Source organism: Salmonella sp. SAL-020 (assembly GCF_017372215.1).
GTDB classification, from domain to species: Bacteria; Pseudomonadota; Gammaproteobacteria; order Enterobacterales; family Enterobacteriaceae; genus Salmonella; species Salmonella enterica.
On the sequence record NZ_CP071690.1, the window covers coordinates 3,965,951 to 3,981,713 of the forward strand.

The window sequence follows — 15,763 nt, forward strand, 5'->3', positions numbered from 1 at the left end:
TTCCCCGAACAAGCACGGCGCATCCGGCGCGGGCTATACCCGATGCTGGAGCGCGGTAGCATCTCCGGCGCGCAGATATAACAGAATATCCGCCGCATCGAGTAACCCGGCATCAGAACTCACGCCCAGCTTGGACATCACATTAAACTTATGCGCCCGGATAGTCTTAATGTTACGTTCTAACTGGACGGCAATTTGCGGCATTGAGTAGCCGTTCGACATGAAACGCAGAATCTCCCGCTCGGTTGGACTAAGCATACAATTCTGGTGAAGTTCCCAAAGATTGTCTGTACGCTCCGTTGTCCGCCGGGCGCTATTAAGCGATGTAAATAAGGCATCCTGTAAAACATCCAACGGCGACGCTTTGCTGATGACCCCATCCAGCGGCAGCGGGGATAGCGCGCTGATTAAGCGGGCTTCAGCATCATCATCGGCAATCACCAGACGCCGCATATGGGGATAATTTATCGCCAGTTCCGTCAGACTGGATAATCCTGTCCGGCGTTCAGTTCTTAACGCAGAAAGAGAAAAAATAACGGCAGAAAACGGCGTCTTTAGCGCAGCCTTATAAAACGTGGATGGTTTTGAAAAAATATGAAGCGTATGTCGGCAATCCGGCATTGCATCAAATAGCCCTTTAATACCAATGGTGCTCATCACGCATTTTTCTACGAGCGCAACATTTCTCTTGCTGATTCTGTTTTCCATTCCATGGTTTCTCCATATACCGAAGGTAGGTTCAATTCTCTGGCTCCCTGAGAACTGTTTATCCATGCATACATCTCTGCATTACTGTGTATTGATAAGCGTCGCATGGCGCTATTTTTTTGGGCGCTAATTGTTTTATTACTTTTTTTAAGTAACGCCGCAATTTGGTTAATGCCCCACCCTTTTCCTAAAAGGCGTAATACTTTTCGTTCAGACAGCGTAAGGACAATCGGCCTGTCGTGGGACTGCTGAATTTCAGACGGTACCTGAGGCGATAATAATGTTTTGCTTATTCTTTCTGAGCGAGCGTTTCCCGCATGGATAACGCTAATAAGATTCTCGATTGGCTCTTCGTCTGAAAGCAAGGTGCTGACGGGGCCCATCAGGAGATCAACTGCATGTGGATAGCAGGATTTAGGAACCAGAAATACCCAATGTATGTCGCGATATTGCGAGAGTAAGCTATAAAAATATTCGCAGATAGCGCGGGGAGAGGCATTGTTAACTGCTAAATCAGCAATAACTAAATTACTTCGGCGTAGCTGTAGCAGCGTTAGCTCTTCTATCGTACGGCAATACGCCAGTTTATAATCGGGGAAATTACCTGTTATAACCCCTTTAAGGCCTTCCTGTATAAGAGGGGTTTTACTGATAATAAGTCCATTTTTGCAGCATCCTGGCAGCATAATTCCTCCGCACCCACGCCGCCCCCTTTCATTGCCCCATTAATAAAAACACTATTAACAATGAGCGCAAAGAAATATAGACCGAGTGGATTAATTATCCTTGTTTTATTTTTAAATATCTAACATTGATTGCGCTACAATCCACATAGCACAAAAACATGAAATCACTATCGCATAGTTACTCATAAAACCAGAAGCAAGACAATTAAATTAACTAAATTTGCACATTAGTAATTCTAACGAAAACTCATCATATTAATAAATTTAAAATATGAGTTCGCTCTTTATTCATATTGCTAAGTCCTAAAACAAAAGCCCAACAATACTGTCTACAATCCATAAAACCCATGTAATATCTGCGAATTACACTAAGTCATGCCTAATTTTACGCCCGCTGCTCACGCCATTGTGGTTAAACCATTAATGCATATCGTTGATAAAATTCACCACATCATTGATTCAAAAATGAGCGGCCAGGCTGGCATAATGCCTCTATTCTGGAAACGGACATACGAGAACCGTCGCCCATAAGGATATCCTGCCTGTGACGAAGCGCACGTCTCAAGAAGCTTATGCGTTGCGTCTGGCGGCTGACGTTTTTATCAACAAGAAATTGATCTTAACCAACGCCATCATGCCTGCGCTTCGTGTTAAAAAGGAAGCCTCTGTCATAGTGGCGGCGCATAGAATGTCTTTTTGGACAGGACGAGTCATGCAAGAAGAGCAATCAATTCAACGAGCAGTAACACGGTTATGTATTCAATGCGGGCTGTTTTTATTGCAGCACGGGGCGGAAAGCGCACTGGTTGATGAGCTTTCCACCCGCCTCGGTTTGGCGCTCGGTATGGATAGCGTCGAAAGCGCGATCTCCTCTAACGCCATTGTCCTGACGACCATTAAAGACGGACAATGTCTGACATCGACACGTAAAAACCAGGATCGCGGCATTAATATGCACGTCGTCACGGAGGTTCAGCATATCGTTATCCTCGCGGAACATCGTCTGCTGGATTACAAAGGCGTGGAAAAACGCTTTAGCCAGCTCCGCCCGCTGCGTTATCCGCGCTGGCTGGTGGCGTTTATGGTCGGTCTTTCCTGCTCCTGCTTTTGTAAGCTGAATAATGGCGGCTGGGATGGCGCGGTTATCACCTTTTTCGCCAGTATGATAGCCATGTATATCCGTCAGATGCTGGCGCAGCGGCATTTACATCCGCAGATCAATTTTTGCATTACCGCCTTTGTCGCTACCACGATTTCCGGGCTGATGCTCACTCTTCCCGCCTTTAGCCAGACGCCCACTATCGCCATGGCGGCAAGCGTACTGCTACTGGTGCCGGGCTTTCCGCTGATTAATTCCGTCGCAGATATGTTTAAAGGACATATTAATACCGGGCTGGCGCGCTGGGCTATCGCCAGCCTGTTGACACTAGCCACCTGTGTGGGCGTAGTGATGTCAATGACAGTATGGGGGCTACGAGGATGGGTATAATCGACTTTTTACTGGCGCTAATGCAGGACATGATCTTGTCTGCGATCCCCGCCGTCGGGTTTGCGATGGTCTTTAATGTTCCCCACCGGGCGCTTCCGTGGTGCGCGCTACTGGGGGCGCTGGGTCATGGCTCGCGTATGCTAATGATGAGCGCTGGCTTTAATATCGAATGGTCGACGTTTATGGCTTCGCTGCTGGTCGGCAGTATTGGTATTCAGTGGTCACGCTGGTATCTCGCTCACCCTAAAGTGTTTACCGTCGCGGCCGTGATCCCGATGTTTCCGGGGATTTCCGCCTATACCGCGATGATTTCCGCAGTAAAAATTAGCCATCTGGGCTATAGCGAACCGATGATGATTACGCTGCTGACCAATTTTCTGAAAGCCTCTTCCATTGTTGGCGCGCTCTCAATTGGCCTCTCTGTACCGGGATTATGGCTGTACCGCAAACGCCCCCGCGTGTGAATGGTAGAACGCCTCCTGCTGTTCTTACAGGTCTGTGTGGTACTATAAAAACAGTCGCCCTTCTCGGTTGTTGTTCCATATTGAGAAACATTATGTCTTCCAGAATTTTAACGTCGGACGTCATCGGTATTGACGCCCTTTTACACGATCATCATGCTGTGCTGGCGAAGTCAACGGGCGGCGCAGTGGCGGTATTCGCTAATAATGCGCCTGCCTTTTATGCCGTGACGCCTGCACGCATGGCTGAACTGCTGGCGCTTGAAGAAAAGTTATCACGTCCGGGAAGCGATGTGGCGTTAGACGCACAATTTTACGAAGAACCCGAAGCCGCCCCCGTTGCGATTCCCTGCGGAAAATTCGCCATGTATCCCGCCTGGCAACCGGATGCGGATTTTCAGCGTCAGGCTGCCCTTTGGGGCGTGGCGCTTCGGGAGCCGGTCACCGCAGAAGAGCTGGCGGCGTTTATCGCCTACTGGCAGGCGGAAGGTAAGGTTTTTCACCATATCCAGTGGCAGCAAAAGCTGGCGCGCAGCGTGCAAATCAGCCGTTCCAGCAATGGCGGAATGCCGCAGCGCGACATCAATAGCGTCAGCGAACCTGACAATCATATTCCACCAGGTTTTAGGGGGTAACGATGAAAAATGTTGGCGACCTGATGCAGCGTCTACAAAAAATGATGCCTGCGCATATTACACCGGCGTTTAAAACGGGCGAAGAACTGCTGGCGTGGCAGAAAGAGCAAGGCGAGATCGGGGCGGCGGCGCTGGCGCGGGAAAATCGGGCGATGAAAATGCAGCGCACCTTTAACCGTTCCGGCATTCGACCGCTGCATCAGAACTGCTCGTTTGATAACTATCGGGTTGAGTGCGACGGACAAATGAACGCGTTAAGCAAAGCCCGACAGTACGTTGATGAGTTTGACGGCAATATCGCCAGCTTTGTCTTTTCCGGCAAGCCTGGAACCGGTAAAAACCATCTCGCCGCGGCTATTTGTAACGAGCTGCTGCTGCGCGGAAAGTCGGTACTGATTATCACCGTAGCGGATATTATGTCAGCGATGAAAGACACGTTCAGCAATCGGGAAACCAGCGAAGAGCAGTTGCTTAACGATCTGAGTAACGTTGATCTGCTGGTGATCGACGAGATCGGCGTGCAGACCGAATCCCGCTATGAAAAAGTGATCATCAATCAAATTGTCGATCGTCGTTCCTCGTCAAAACGTCCCACCGGCATGTTGACGAACAGCAATATGGAAGAGATGACGAAAATGCTTGGCGAACGCGTCATGGACCGTATGCGTCTCGGCAACAGTTTATGGGTTAATTTTACCTGGGACAGTTACCGCAGCCGGGTGACGGGTAAAGAGTATTAAATTGCAACGTGCTCCAGGGCGATACGACGCCTGGCTGGCATAACACAGGTGATTACCATGAATACAGCGAAACATGTTCTGTGCTGCGCGGCGATCGCCAGCGTACTGATTTCCACCAGCGGTATTGCCGCCAGTCAGCTAAGCGCTCAGGGCGCGAACGCACAGCAGGGCGGGATGTCGCTTTCTGCGCTAACCGGTCTGCTCAGCAGAGGTGCCCAGTCGCTCAGCGCCGATAATATGAATAATGCCGCCGGTATTTTGCAGTACTGCGCCAAACAGAAACTGGCGTCCGCTACCAACGTGGAAAACGTTAAAAATCAGATTCTGAACAAGTTGGGGTTGGATACCACACAGCAGGAGCAGGACACTAACTACCTGAACGGCCTGCAAGGGTTGCTCAAGACGAAGGACGGCCAGCAGTTGAACCTCAATAATATCGGCAGTACGCCGCTGGCGGAAAAGGTGAAAACCAAAGCTTGCGATCTGGTATTGCAGCAAGGGCTGAATTTCCTCTCCTGACTGCGTTTTTCTGACCGTGCGCCACGCCGGGACGCCCTGATAAAAGCCGTGTTTTGGCCCTTTACCCGCCAACACGGCATTAACCCGATTTTTCTCTTCGTCTTTTCCTGTTATTAACCGCTATGGCAGGAAGTGATGCCGATCAAAAAACCAACTTTCTAAACTCATTCTAAATAACAGCGCCGTGTAAAGTTATTAGAATTGCAGCAATGTGACATCGCTATTACATTGTTAGAAATTTTTTCCTGCCAGCGATAAGCCTGGTTTATTGAGGATCGTCAGTTGTCCGAGTTGCTCTCTGTCGCTCTGTTTCTCGCCTCTGTGCTGATATATGCCTGGAAGGCGGGCCGTAACACCTGGTGGTTTGCCGCCACTCTCACGGTGCTGGGACTTTTTGTCATTCTGAATATTACCCTGTATGCCAGCGACTATTTTACCGGCGACGGGATCAACGACGCAGTGCTTTATACGCTCACGAATAGTCTGACGGGAGCGGGAGTCGGCAAATATATTCTGCCGGGAATCGGCATTGCCCTGGCGTTAGTGGCGGTATTCGGCGCGCTGGGATGGGTACTACGCCGCCGCCGTCACCATCCTCATCATGTCGGTTACAGCCTGCTGGCGTTACTGCTGGCGTTGGGTTCGGTCGACGCCAGCCCGGCGTTTCGCCAGATTACCGAACTGGTAAAATCACAAATGCGCGATGGCGATCCGGATTTTGCCGTTTATTATAAAGAACCAGCAAAAACCATTCCTAATCCGAAGCTCAATCTGGTCTATATCTACGGCGAGAGCCTGGAACGGACCTATTTTGATAATGACGCGTTCCCCAATCTCACGCCAGAGTTGGGCGCGCTGAAAAATGAGGGGCTGGATTTCAGCCATACCATGCAACTGCCGGGAACGGATTACACCATCGCCGGGATGGTGGCTTCCCAGTGTGGTATTCCGCTGTTTGCGCCGTTTGAGGGCAATGCGTCCGCGTCGGTTTCCAGCTTCTTCCCGCAGAATATCTGCCTCGGCGATATTCTGAAAAACTCCGGCTACCAGAACTATTTCGTGCAGGGCGCTAACCTGCGTTTTGCCGGGAAAGACGTGTTCCTGAAATCACACGGATTTGATCATCTGTACGGCGCTGAAGAGCTAAAAACGGTGGTGGCGGACCCGTCTTATCGTAACGACTGGGGCTTCTACGACGATACGGTGCTTGATGAGGCATGGAAGAAATTTGAAGCGCTTTCCCGCTCAGGCCAGCGCTTTTCGCTGTTTACTCTGACCGTAGATACCCATCACCCGGACGGTTTTATCTCGCGGACCTGCAACCGCAAACGCTACGATTACGACGGTAAGCCCAACCAGTCCTTTAGCGCCGTAAGTTGCAGCCAGGAAAACATCGCCGAGTTTATCAACAAAATCAAAGCGTCACCGTGGTTTAAAGATACCGTTATCGTCGTCTCTTCCGACCATCTGGCGATGAATAATACGGCCTGGAAATACCTGAATAAGCAAGATCGCAACAATCTGTTTTTCATTCTGCGCGGCGATAAACCACAGCAGGAGACGCTGGCGGTCAAACGCAACACGATGGACAACGGCGCAACGGTGCTGGATATTCTCGGCGGCGATAATTTTATCGGTCTGGGACGTAGCAGCCTTTCCGGGCAGTCGCTGTCGGAAGTGTTCCTGAATGTAAAAGAGAAAGTGCTGGCGATGAAGCCGGATATCATTCGCCTGTGGAATTTCCCGAAAGAGATAAAAGATTTTACCGTCGATCGGGACAAAAACATGATCGCGTTTTCCGGGAGCCACTTCCGCCTGCCGTTACTACTGCGCGTATCGGATAAGCGCGTCGAGCCGTTACCGGAAAGTGAATACTCCGCTCCGCTACGGTTCCAGTTGGCCGACTTCGCCCCGCGCGATAATTTCGTTTGGATCGATCGCTGCTACAAAATGGCGCAGCTATGGGCGCCGGCGCTGGCGCTCTCTACCGACTGGTGCGTCTCGCAGGGGCAGCTTGGCGGGCAGCAAACCGTACAGCATGTCGATAAAGCGCAGTGGAAAGGCAAGACGGCGTTTAAAGAGACGGTCATCGACGTGACGCGTTACCAGGGCAATGTCGATACACTGAAGATTGTTGATAACGACATTCGCTACAAAGCCGACAGTTTTATCTTTAACGTCGCGGGCGCGCCGGAAGAGGTGAAACAGTTTAGCGGCATTTCCCGGCCGGAGTCCTGGGGGCGCTGGTCAAATGCGCAGTTGGGCGATGAGGTTAAAATCGAATATAAAGCGCCGCTGCCGAAAAAGTTTGATCTGGTGATCACCGCCAAAGCCTTCGGCGACAACGCGAATCGGCCGATTCCGGTACGCGTAGGCAACGAAGAACAGACGCTGGTGCTGGGTCACGATGTGTCCACTATCACGCTGCATTTCAACAACCCGACGGACGCGAATACCTTAGTCATTGCGCCGCCCGCTCCCGTCTCCACCAACGAAGGTAATATTTTGGGCCATTCGCCGCGCAAATTGGGGATTGGCATGGTGGAGATCAAAGTGGTGAATGTTGAAAGTTAAAAGAGAATGTCATATATGCCGGGTGGCGGCTGCGCCTTACCCGGCCTACACATCATCTTTATCAATAAACTGGCGCACAGGCCTGATAAGCGAAGCGCCATCAGGCACTGTATATGCTACACGCCCCTTTCTGTTAATAATCGAACTGACGGTAGTAGCGACGAATATCCAGACTGTGGCCGGTATATTTCTCGAAGTGCGCCGCCAGCCGATCAACCAGCAGTGTCGAGACGACGCAGGGCGCCATGATCCAGCGGAACTCATCATCAATGCCGTCCAGCGCATACGCTTTCGGATCAATCACCACCAGGTTATCGGTAATTTTACTGGCAAAACGCTCAACGCGTTCATCCAGCGCGCGGCATTTCCCTTCCCCTTTCACCAGAATGAGCGGAACGTCTTTTTCCAGCAGCTCCAGAGCGCCGTGGAAAAATTCCGCAGAGCTGACGGGGCGCGTGCGCTTCCACTGCATCTCTTCCAAGATACACATGGAGAACAGATAGACCTCGCCCCACATCTCCGCGCCGCCGACCCACATCATATAATCGCTGTTATGATAACGGCTGGCGATAGCGTCCGCCTGCGGATCAAATTTTTGTTTCGCTTTCAGCAGATTCGCCGGCAGAATTTCCAGTTGGCTGGCGAAGCGATCGTAACTGGCGAATTCGTTATTGCGCGACAGCACGCGGAAAAACAGCCAGTACAGCAACATATATTCATATTCCACGCCATTTTTGTGACGCATCGGAATATGCCATGTCGCCGCCTGCGCCAGCGGAGAGTCCGCATTTTTGGTAATAGCGACTACGCGTATTCCCTGTGCTTTACACCACTCGGCGATCGCCACCGATTCTTTGGTATCGCCGGATTTAGACAGCGTAATAACCACAGAGTCTTTATTCAGCCGCTTATTTCCTTTATGAATTAATTCTGCCGCCTGCTCAACATAAACCGGCAACGTTGTTAATTCTTTGGCAAATTCATTAATTGCCATCATTGGCGCCAGTGAACCGCCAACAGAGGCGAAAAATAAAGAACTGAACCCGGCCTGATAAATCTCGTCAGCAACCTGTTCTGCCTTCTGGCGCGCAGCGATGATCTCACGAGCACTCGTCAGGTACTCGTCCTGATTAAAACCCAACATATTTTTCTCCTGATTGTTCAGATTTTACTTTTTAAAACGCGATCGAAATCGTCAAAAATGCGTACCGAAAGGTCGATGCCTTTCAGTGAGGCGATATGAAACGCCATGAGTTGTACCGGCACAATCAACAGTAATGGCGAGAAATGGTGATCAACCGCTACATCCAGCGCAAGCGTCTGGTCATCCTGCGCCGCCTTCGCCAGCGTGAGAGTAAAGGTTTTGGCGACCGCAGGCGTCATATACTCCCGTAGCGCCCTGGAGCGCGCGTCGGGCCGGTCCTCAAAGAAGAACATCACGTGTTCCGCATTGGCTTCCAGATACGGGCCGTGCATATAGGCTTCCAGCTCAAACCCGCTTGAGGGAACACGCACCGTCTCGGTAAATTTAGTTTCCAACTCTTTTGCCACCCCAACCAGCGCGCCGTAGCCTGTCGCCACAAAACGCGTCCCGTTTCGTAAAACGGCCTGGTGCTGGTGAATAAACGCTTCCGTACGCACGATAACCAACGGCAGGGTTGCCGCGATGCGTTGAAGCTGCGCCACATACTCCTCGACCTGCGATTCCGTCAGCTGCTGCTGACGGGCAACTAACAACGCGATAAGCAACAGATTCAGTACCGTCGCGCTAAATCCACGGGTAACAAAGCCGACGGACTCAATCCCGGTCAGAATATCCAGTGGATAATCACTGGCCTTGCCAAGAGGGCTTTGCGGATCGGCGGTCAGAGCGAATACCGGACGTCCCTGCGCCTGAACTTTACGCATCGCCTCCAGGGTAGAAGCGCTTTTCCCGCTCTGGGAAATAGCAATAACCATATCGGCTTGCGGATCGCTATTCTCATACTGGCTAAAGGTGTACGGCTCTTTAATATCGATAGAGATACCGCAGCGCTCAAAGAAATAACGGGCGCAAAAGGCGGCATTCAATGACGATCCGGTGGCTAATATCAGTATTCGTCGTAACGTTTTTTGGCTGGCGAACCGCGATACTTCTTCCAGCGACTGGCGATGGCAGCGAATAATATTCGCCAGGACGTCAGACTCTTCGTTAATATAGGTCAGCATGGTTGGTGACATTGTGTATCCCTCTTAAAATAACCCTATCCAGGAACCGAAAATTCCCACCAGCGCAATACCGCCAATGATGGTTAACGGTTTCACTTTTTTCCCTAAAAGCCAGTACACAATGGCGAAGCTAATTAACGGCAGCAGACAAGGCATGATGTCGTTAATAATGTCCTGAACATGGGTTTTCGCCTCTCCCGTACCAAACGTAATGGGAATGGTGATATCAATCATGGAGGCTGTCATCGCGCCAACCACCATCAGACCGATAATCGAGGCGCCATAGGTTAGGCTTTCCATCATTCCGCTTTGCTGAATGCGTTGCAGTACGCCGGTTCCCAGCACATAGCCCCAGCGGGTAAAGAACCAGCGGGCCAGAATATGCGGTACGTTAAACACCAGCAGAAATAAAATCGGCCCCAGAATATTGCCTTTCAGCGCCAGACTGGTACCGATGCCAGTGGCGATAAGACGCAATGTTCCCCAGAAAAAAGAGTCGCCAATACCCGCCAGCGGCCCCATTAACGACGCTTTGACGTTATCGATAGAACTGGCGTCCATCTCTTTCTGCTGGCTATTTTTCTCCTCCATCGCCACGGTAATACCGAGGATCAACGTCACAATGTGCGGAGTGGTATTAAAGAAAGCCAGATGGCGTTTTAGCGCTTCGGCAAGATCTTCTTTTCGGCTATACAGTTTCTTTAATACCGGAATGAGCGTATAGACGAACGCCAGGTTCATTTGTCGTTCATAGTTCCAGGAAAACTCCATCTGGAATGACCGCCAGAAGACGCGGCGTAAATCACGCGCGGTGACCAGACCAGTGGTTTCCGCCTGCTGGCGGTCTTTATCAGAAATCATCTTCATCGTCATGAGACGCTCCTTGCGCAGGTGCCGGTTGCGAGGCCGCAAATTTCGGTATATTGACCATCACGACGGCGACGATCGCGCCGAGAATCGCAATACCCGTCACCGGAATTTTTAAATACGCCATTAAAACAAAACCGAGGAAAAAATAGGGGGCGACCTTTTTATTAATTAATAAGCGCGCCAGCATGGCAAAACCCAGCGCGGGAATAATACCGGTGGCAACGCTTAATCCATGTTTAATAAATTCTGGAATGGCATCCAGAAAACCTTTAACCATATTCACGCCCGCTAAATAAGAGACCGTGACGATAATCCCCAGCATCAGCGACAGCCCAATGCCGGAGATTAAATGCATACGCTCAATGCCCCGGGTATCCCCCACCTCAGCGTAAGCATCGGCTTTATGACAGAGCAACGGAATAAACATTCCGTTATAGATATTTTTCACAATTAACGCCAGTGTCGCGATAGGCAAACCTAATAACAGCGCGGTTTCCGCCCCAGCGCCGGAATTAATCGCAAAGGCCACACCTAAAATACCGCCAGTGACCACATCCGGGGGCAGCGACGCGCCCACCGAAAAGGAACCGATAAACGCCAACTCCAGCGTCGCGCCCATCACAATTCCGGTTTCCATGTCGCCCAGCACCAGTCCGGTTAAAAGTCCGGTCACGATAGGTCTGGAAATCAGCGACGTCCCTAATGCATATTCAGACTGGGCGATAAACGCCACCAGTCCAAGTAAAAGCGCCTCTACCATAATATGTCCTCAGGAGGGTATCCGCTCAGGCAAAAAGTTGTTTACGATCGTTAGGCACCAGCCGAATTTCTATCTCTACTCCGCCAGCCGCCAGCTCCCGAAGTTGAGTCATTTCATCCGCTAACAGATTGATGGCTTTAGCAATATTCTGGCTCCCTTCACGTACCTTCGTGCCGCCTAAATTAATACTTTTAATGTCGGGTAATTCGCGCGCCAGCCGGTACGCATCCGCCACGGATTCAACAACAATAAAAAGTTTATATTTATCGGTAACGCCGCTTTTTATCGCTTCAATTGAATCGGCAATATTTTTAATAACCAGCTTCACCGCGGGCGGCTTCGCCATCTTAATGGTGGTTTTACGCAGGTCATCATTAGGTACGCTGTCGTTGGCAATTAAAATACAGTCTGCGCCAACGTACTGCGTCCAGGAAAAGGCGACCTGTCCATGTAATAAACGATGATCCACCCGTAAAAAAACAATCATGACGCTTCCTCCCCTTAAAAATCTTTATCGCTTTGCATGGCGCTGGTGATAGTTTGATTGCAGTACTGAATATTTTCTTTTGAATCCGCTAACGCCGTCATTATGGTATGCGTGGTATTGCCATCGTTTTCCGACATAAAGAGATCGATAACCAGCGGCAGGTTAATCCCTGCCAGCAGATGAAAATTTTCCCGTGATAAATAACGGACAAATTCGTTATTCACGCTGCCGGCAAAAATATCGGTCAGCGCAATAATTTCATCTTCCGGCGGGATCCGGGCAATTAGCGTATCTACCTGCTGGCTTAAATCCACGCTCTCTTCAACGTAAGCGCACAGCGTCCAGACATTTGACCGTTTGCCTAAAATCAGCTCCACGGAGTTTAAAACTCCGCTGGCCAGCGTGCCGTGGCTGGCGAAAATATAATGTCTCTTCATCCTGACCTCTAAAACACATTCCACTGTGATAAAAGAGAGCAAGCGGCGTGCCAGAAAAAGTGGCGCGCCGAAAAAAGATGCGGGTTAACAGAGGGAAATAGTTAAAACTGTTGATCTTGCTCGATAAGTTCTGTTTCGAAGGTCAGGATATTATGAATATAGCCAAGCTCGGCGGTGGGGATTTTGACACTGTAGTTACTCTCAATGACACTAAACGCTTCCCGTAGCCGATTCAGTTCCTGTTCCGGACACTGTTGCCCACTCCAGGCAGTAATGCCCGCATGGCGGATCAGACGCTCAATCAGGCAACTAATATGCACATAGAGCGCCACCTTTCTTTCATTCGAGACGGTAACGCCCGCCAGATGCTCATAGCGCAGCAGAAACTGCTCAACGTGGTTGATGACTTTGCTGGTGTCGAGGATGGTGACGGATTCGATCACTCGTCGGAGCGAGAAATTTTTCAGCAGCAGGTTGTTGATCTCCGCCACCTGCTCCGGAGTGGTTAGCGAACCAAACAGCCGCATCAGGTAGTGGTTCCCCTCGCCGGAGATCAGCGAGTCGAGCGAAATCCACGGCACGCTGGCGATGTGCGGGTCCAGCGTGCCAACTATCGCCAGTACGTCGTAGCGCATAAATACCGGCTCCTGGGTTTTATTGTTCGCCAGCATCGCATAATCGCAGGCGACGACGTCAATCTCCAGCGCCTGTGGAATACTGGCGCTCAGCAATGCGCAAAGATTCGTCGCCACACCGATACCGGTCGCGCAGGTGGTCAGTATGGCGCGCGGTTTGTTGCTTTTCGGCCAGTAGAGCTGATACTCGACCGGCACATCCCGGGCGATATCGCGGGCGATCTCTTCAATAAAATGCCCCTGTAAAATACGCTCCCCTACATACAGGGCCATGCTGGTCGAGACGTTGTTGATAATCGTCACCGGCGTGGAAAGCGCGCGATCAAAATGGCGATGAATGGCCTTGAGCGATCCCATATCCACCAGAATCATCAGGCCGGAGGCGAGCGGATGCTCTTCCAGATAGCGCATCACCTGCTGCGCTATCGCCTCCGGCGTGACGTCCAGCGGCATATCGAACGATTCAAAAATCGTATTTTTCAGTAGCCGGTTGGCGACGTTGGCGATACTGCTGGCGGTGGCATAGCCGTGCGCCAGAATCACCGCATGCGTCACCTGTTTTTGGTTGTTAGCCCCCTGTTTATGCAGCCAAAGCGCCAGCAGCAGCATATCAATGCGTCTCGGCTCCAGATCCAGCTTCTGGCCCAGCGTCTCCAGAATTTGTAAACAGAAGCTGTACAGTAGCGGATATTTCTGGGCGAGGAAGGCGTCCAGTTGGCGGATCTGCTCGCTGTTGAGACGAGAAGGCGCCAGTGCGGTACGATGGATTAAATAGTGGCTAAGCGCGTAAATACAGTTGCCGTTAAGCTGCATATTGAAGCGCTTCTCCAGACGATAAAACTCTTCCCGCACCTGGCTTGTAATTAACAGCAACCGCTGTGAGTGCACATTATCGTCGCCGGTAAAAATCAGGCGATCGAAGAGGGTCTCAATTTCATCGCCCATTCTTTTTTGTACCGTCTCCCACCCCTCTTTCCCGCTACGTACCAGCTCGTACAGCGCCAGCACATGACACTGCGTATCATGGATCATGCCCTGCATCTCGTCGCGGGCGCGCAGCAGCCAGGTAAGGTTCGTGTCGGGCGAGATGCTCACCGGCGTGTCGTCCGCCAGCGGTTCATTCAGTGACGGCAATGCCGACAGCATGGCATCCGGCAGATCGTGCAGCGACACGGTAACGGTTTCCTGCCCAGGCTTTTTCGCCCATGCCGTCGCCACCGCATACTTCACCACATTTTTCAGCTCGCCGACGTTGCCGCGATAAACATATTGATTGAGGATCTGCAACAAACGCGGTTTGAGGATAAGCGTGGCCGAAAGTTTTTTCGCCTCCGTCCAGAAAAACAGTAAGATCAGCGCCTCTTTTTCCTGGCGGCTACGGTGCTGGAGATCCGGCAGGTTGACCTGAATCGGGATGCGTCGCAAAAATGTCGTCAGAAAGGTACTGTGTATCTCTTCGGTCGTCGCAAATACCAGACGTACCGAAACCGGATGCCCCTGCGCGGTGTCGCCTACCCGATAAATTTCACCACGATCGAGCCAGGTAAAGAGCTTCTCCTGCCCTTCGGCGCTCAGCCGGTGGACTTCATCCAGAAATAACATGCCGCCGTCAGCCGCCTCGAACGCGCCCGGTCTGTCGCTCTGCGCGCCGGTAAACGCGCCCTTCACATAGCCAAAAAGATTCGCAGCCAGCAGTTCGGGATTGCTCGCATACTGGGCGCAATTAAAACTGATAAATGGCGCATCCGGCGACAGAAGCGCCTGGGCGATGGCATATTCGTGCATGAGCTGCGCCAGATAACTTTTCCCGGTGCCGCTTTCGCCGGTCATCAGTAGCGGCAGTCCGCCGTCGGGATAAAACAGCGCGGTTTTCAGTTGCTCAATCGGCCGCTTCAGGCTTTCGTTATGACCAATCAACAGAGAAAAGTGATCGTCCGGCGCGCACTCCTGTTCCCCGTGCGCTAACAGCTCCGCGACGCTGGCGTATTCATTACGCGAAAGGGTAAAAAACTGTTGGCTAAATGCCTGCTTATGCAGGAAATAGACGGGACGGGTATTGATTTTGCAGAGCACGCCCTGCGCCACCAGTTGGTTCAGATAATGGCTGGCGGTATTACGCTGCATATTAAAACGCTGCGCCAGATAGCGCGCGGTAAACACCTCACTGACATTTTCCGGATCAAAAAAATCCGTTTGGTTCATCAGGAAAGCAAGCAGGGCATCTTTGCGCATCGTATCCTCTCACGATTACCACATCAGCAATTATGATGCCGCGAAACAAGGCTCTCCTGCCGTGCGTTCTCTCGCTTTATTCATTTTTTGTGGATCACCGCACACCTTCACTCAACGTTGGATTAGCGCGCGATATCAGAAAAGAGAGAAGGAAGCGGCGCACGGCCTGGCGTATGAATCACGCTGCACCATGCGCCTGATGCTGGTTTAAAATCGGCCTGCGCGGACTGCCAGGCCTGGTAAGCGCTACGCCATCAGGCAAAAGTGTGAACATCTCATCCGGCCTACGGTCGTCTGTAGGCCGACTGTTCACCATACGCCC

General features: G+C 51.2%; 15 protein-coding genes. 6 read left to right on the forward strand and 9 right to left on the reverse strand.

Features of this window, described 5'->3' with window-relative positions; translation table 11 throughout:
• Window positions 1-33 precede the first annotated feature (33 nt).
• Together bglJ and J1G48_RS19275 are read right to left on the reverse strand one after the other, a co-directional pair.
• Window positions 34-708 carry a DNA-binding transcriptional activator BglJ gene (bglJ, locus tag J1G48_RS19270; protein WP_000431553.1) on the reverse strand — a complete coding sequence of 225 codons (675 nt, stop codon included), beginning with the start codon at window positions 706-708 and terminating at the stop codon, window positions 34-36.
• Window positions 669-1,394: a response regulator transcription factor gene (locus J1G48_RS19275; protein ID WP_000936669.1), complete on the reverse strand. Its 726-nt coding sequence runs from the start codon at window positions 1,392-1,394 to the stop codon at window positions 669-671. Before J1G48_RS19275 ends, bglJ begins: the two co-directional genes overlap by 40 nt.
• 712 nt (window positions 1,395-2,106) lie before the next feature.
• Between J1G48_RS19275 and J1G48_RS19280 the strand changes: the two genes are divergently transcribed.
• From J1G48_RS19280 to opgB, 6 genes are all read left to right on the forward strand, one after another.
• Entirely contained in the window at window positions 2,107-2,883 is a 777-nt protein-coding gene (locus J1G48_RS19280) for a threonine/serine exporter ThrE family protein (protein ID WP_001674846.1), read from the forward strand.
• Window positions 2,874-3,347 (forward strand): threonine/serine exporter, encoded by a 474-nt coding sequence (locus J1G48_RS19285; protein ID WP_000511329.1) that lies wholly within the window; start codon window positions 2,874-2,876, stop codon window positions 3,345-3,347. Before J1G48_RS19280 ends, J1G48_RS19285 begins: the two co-directional genes overlap by 10 nt.
• 92 nt (window positions 3,348-3,439) lie before the next feature.
• The gene (dnaT, locus tag J1G48_RS19290) at window positions 3,440-3,979 is read left to right on the forward strand and encodes a primosomal protein DnaT (protein ID WP_000098573.1); all 540 of its coding nucleotides are present in this window, start codon (window positions 3,440-3,442) and stop codon (window positions 3,977-3,979) included.
• Between the two features lie 2 nt (window positions 3,980-3,981).
• The gene (dnaC, locus tag J1G48_RS19295; RefSeq protein WP_000799921.1) at window positions 3,982-4,719 is read left to right on the forward strand and encodes a DNA replication protein DnaC; all 738 of its coding nucleotides are present in this window, start codon (window positions 3,982-3,984) and stop codon (window positions 4,717-4,719) included.
• Between the two features lie 57 nt (window positions 4,720-4,776).
• Window positions 4,777-5,238 carry a DUF2501 domain-containing protein gene (locus J1G48_RS19300; protein WP_001090314.1) on the forward strand — a complete coding sequence of 154 codons (462 nt, stop codon included), beginning with the start codon at window positions 4,777-4,779 and terminating at the stop codon, window positions 5,236-5,238.
• 282 nt (window positions 5,239-5,520) lie between these two features.
• Window positions 5,521-7,812 (forward strand): phosphatidylglycerol--membrane-oligosaccharide glycerophosphotransferase, encoded by a 2,292-nt coding sequence (gene opgB / locus J1G48_RS19305; protein ID WP_001292722.1) that lies wholly within the window; start codon window positions 5,521-5,523, stop codon window positions 7,810-7,812.
• 133 nt (window positions 7,813-7,945) lie between these two features.
• On the opposite strand, the gene J1G48_RS19310 is transcribed toward opgB, so the two are convergent.
• From J1G48_RS19310 to J1G48_RS19340, 7 genes are all read right to left on the reverse strand, one after another.
• Window positions 7,946-8,956, reverse strand: a complete 1,011-nt coding sequence (locus J1G48_RS19310) for an SIS domain-containing protein (protein ID WP_000900307.1) — start codon at window positions 8,954-8,956, stop codon at window positions 7,946-7,948.
• A gap of 17 nt (window positions 8,957-8,973) precedes the next feature.
• Window positions 8,974-10,032 (reverse strand): SIS domain-containing protein, encoded by a 1,059-nt coding sequence (locus J1G48_RS19315; RefSeq protein WP_000075420.1) that lies wholly within the window; start codon window positions 10,030-10,032, stop codon window positions 8,974-8,976.
• 12 nt (window positions 10,033-10,044) lie between these two features.
• Complete coding sequence (locus J1G48_RS19320) at window positions 10,045-10,893, reverse strand: PTS system mannose/fructose/sorbose family transporter subunit IID (protein ID WP_000178065.1); 849 nt, start codon at window positions 10,891-10,893, stop codon at window positions 10,045-10,047.
• Window positions 10,871-11,650, reverse strand: a complete 780-nt coding sequence (locus J1G48_RS19325) for a PTS mannose/fructose/sorbose/N-acetylgalactosamine transporter subunit IIC (protein ID WP_000228864.1) — start codon at window positions 11,648-11,650, stop codon at window positions 10,871-10,873. Before J1G48_RS19325 ends, J1G48_RS19320 begins: the two co-directional genes overlap by 23 nt.
• A 25-nt stretch (window positions 11,651-11,675) precedes the next feature.
• Window positions 11,676-12,137 carry a PTS system mannose/fructose/N-acetylgalactosamine-transporter subunit IIB gene (locus J1G48_RS19330; protein WP_000634729.1) on the reverse strand — a complete coding sequence of 154 codons (462 nt, stop codon included), beginning with the start codon at window positions 12,135-12,137 and terminating at the stop codon, window positions 11,676-11,678.
• A 14-nt stretch (window positions 12,138-12,151) separates the two neighbouring features.
• Window positions 12,152-12,574, reverse strand: a complete 423-nt coding sequence (locus J1G48_RS19335) for a PTS sugar transporter subunit IIA (protein WP_000820693.1) — start codon at window positions 12,572-12,574, stop codon at window positions 12,152-12,154.
• Window positions 12,575-12,675: 101 nt separating this feature from the next.
• Window positions 12,676-15,441, reverse strand: a complete 2,766-nt coding sequence (locus tag J1G48_RS19340; RefSeq protein ID WP_001224208.1) for a sigma-54-dependent transcriptional regulator — start codon at window positions 15,439-15,441, stop codon at window positions 12,676-12,678.
• Between the last annotated feature and the right edge of the window lie 322 nt (window positions 15,442-15,763).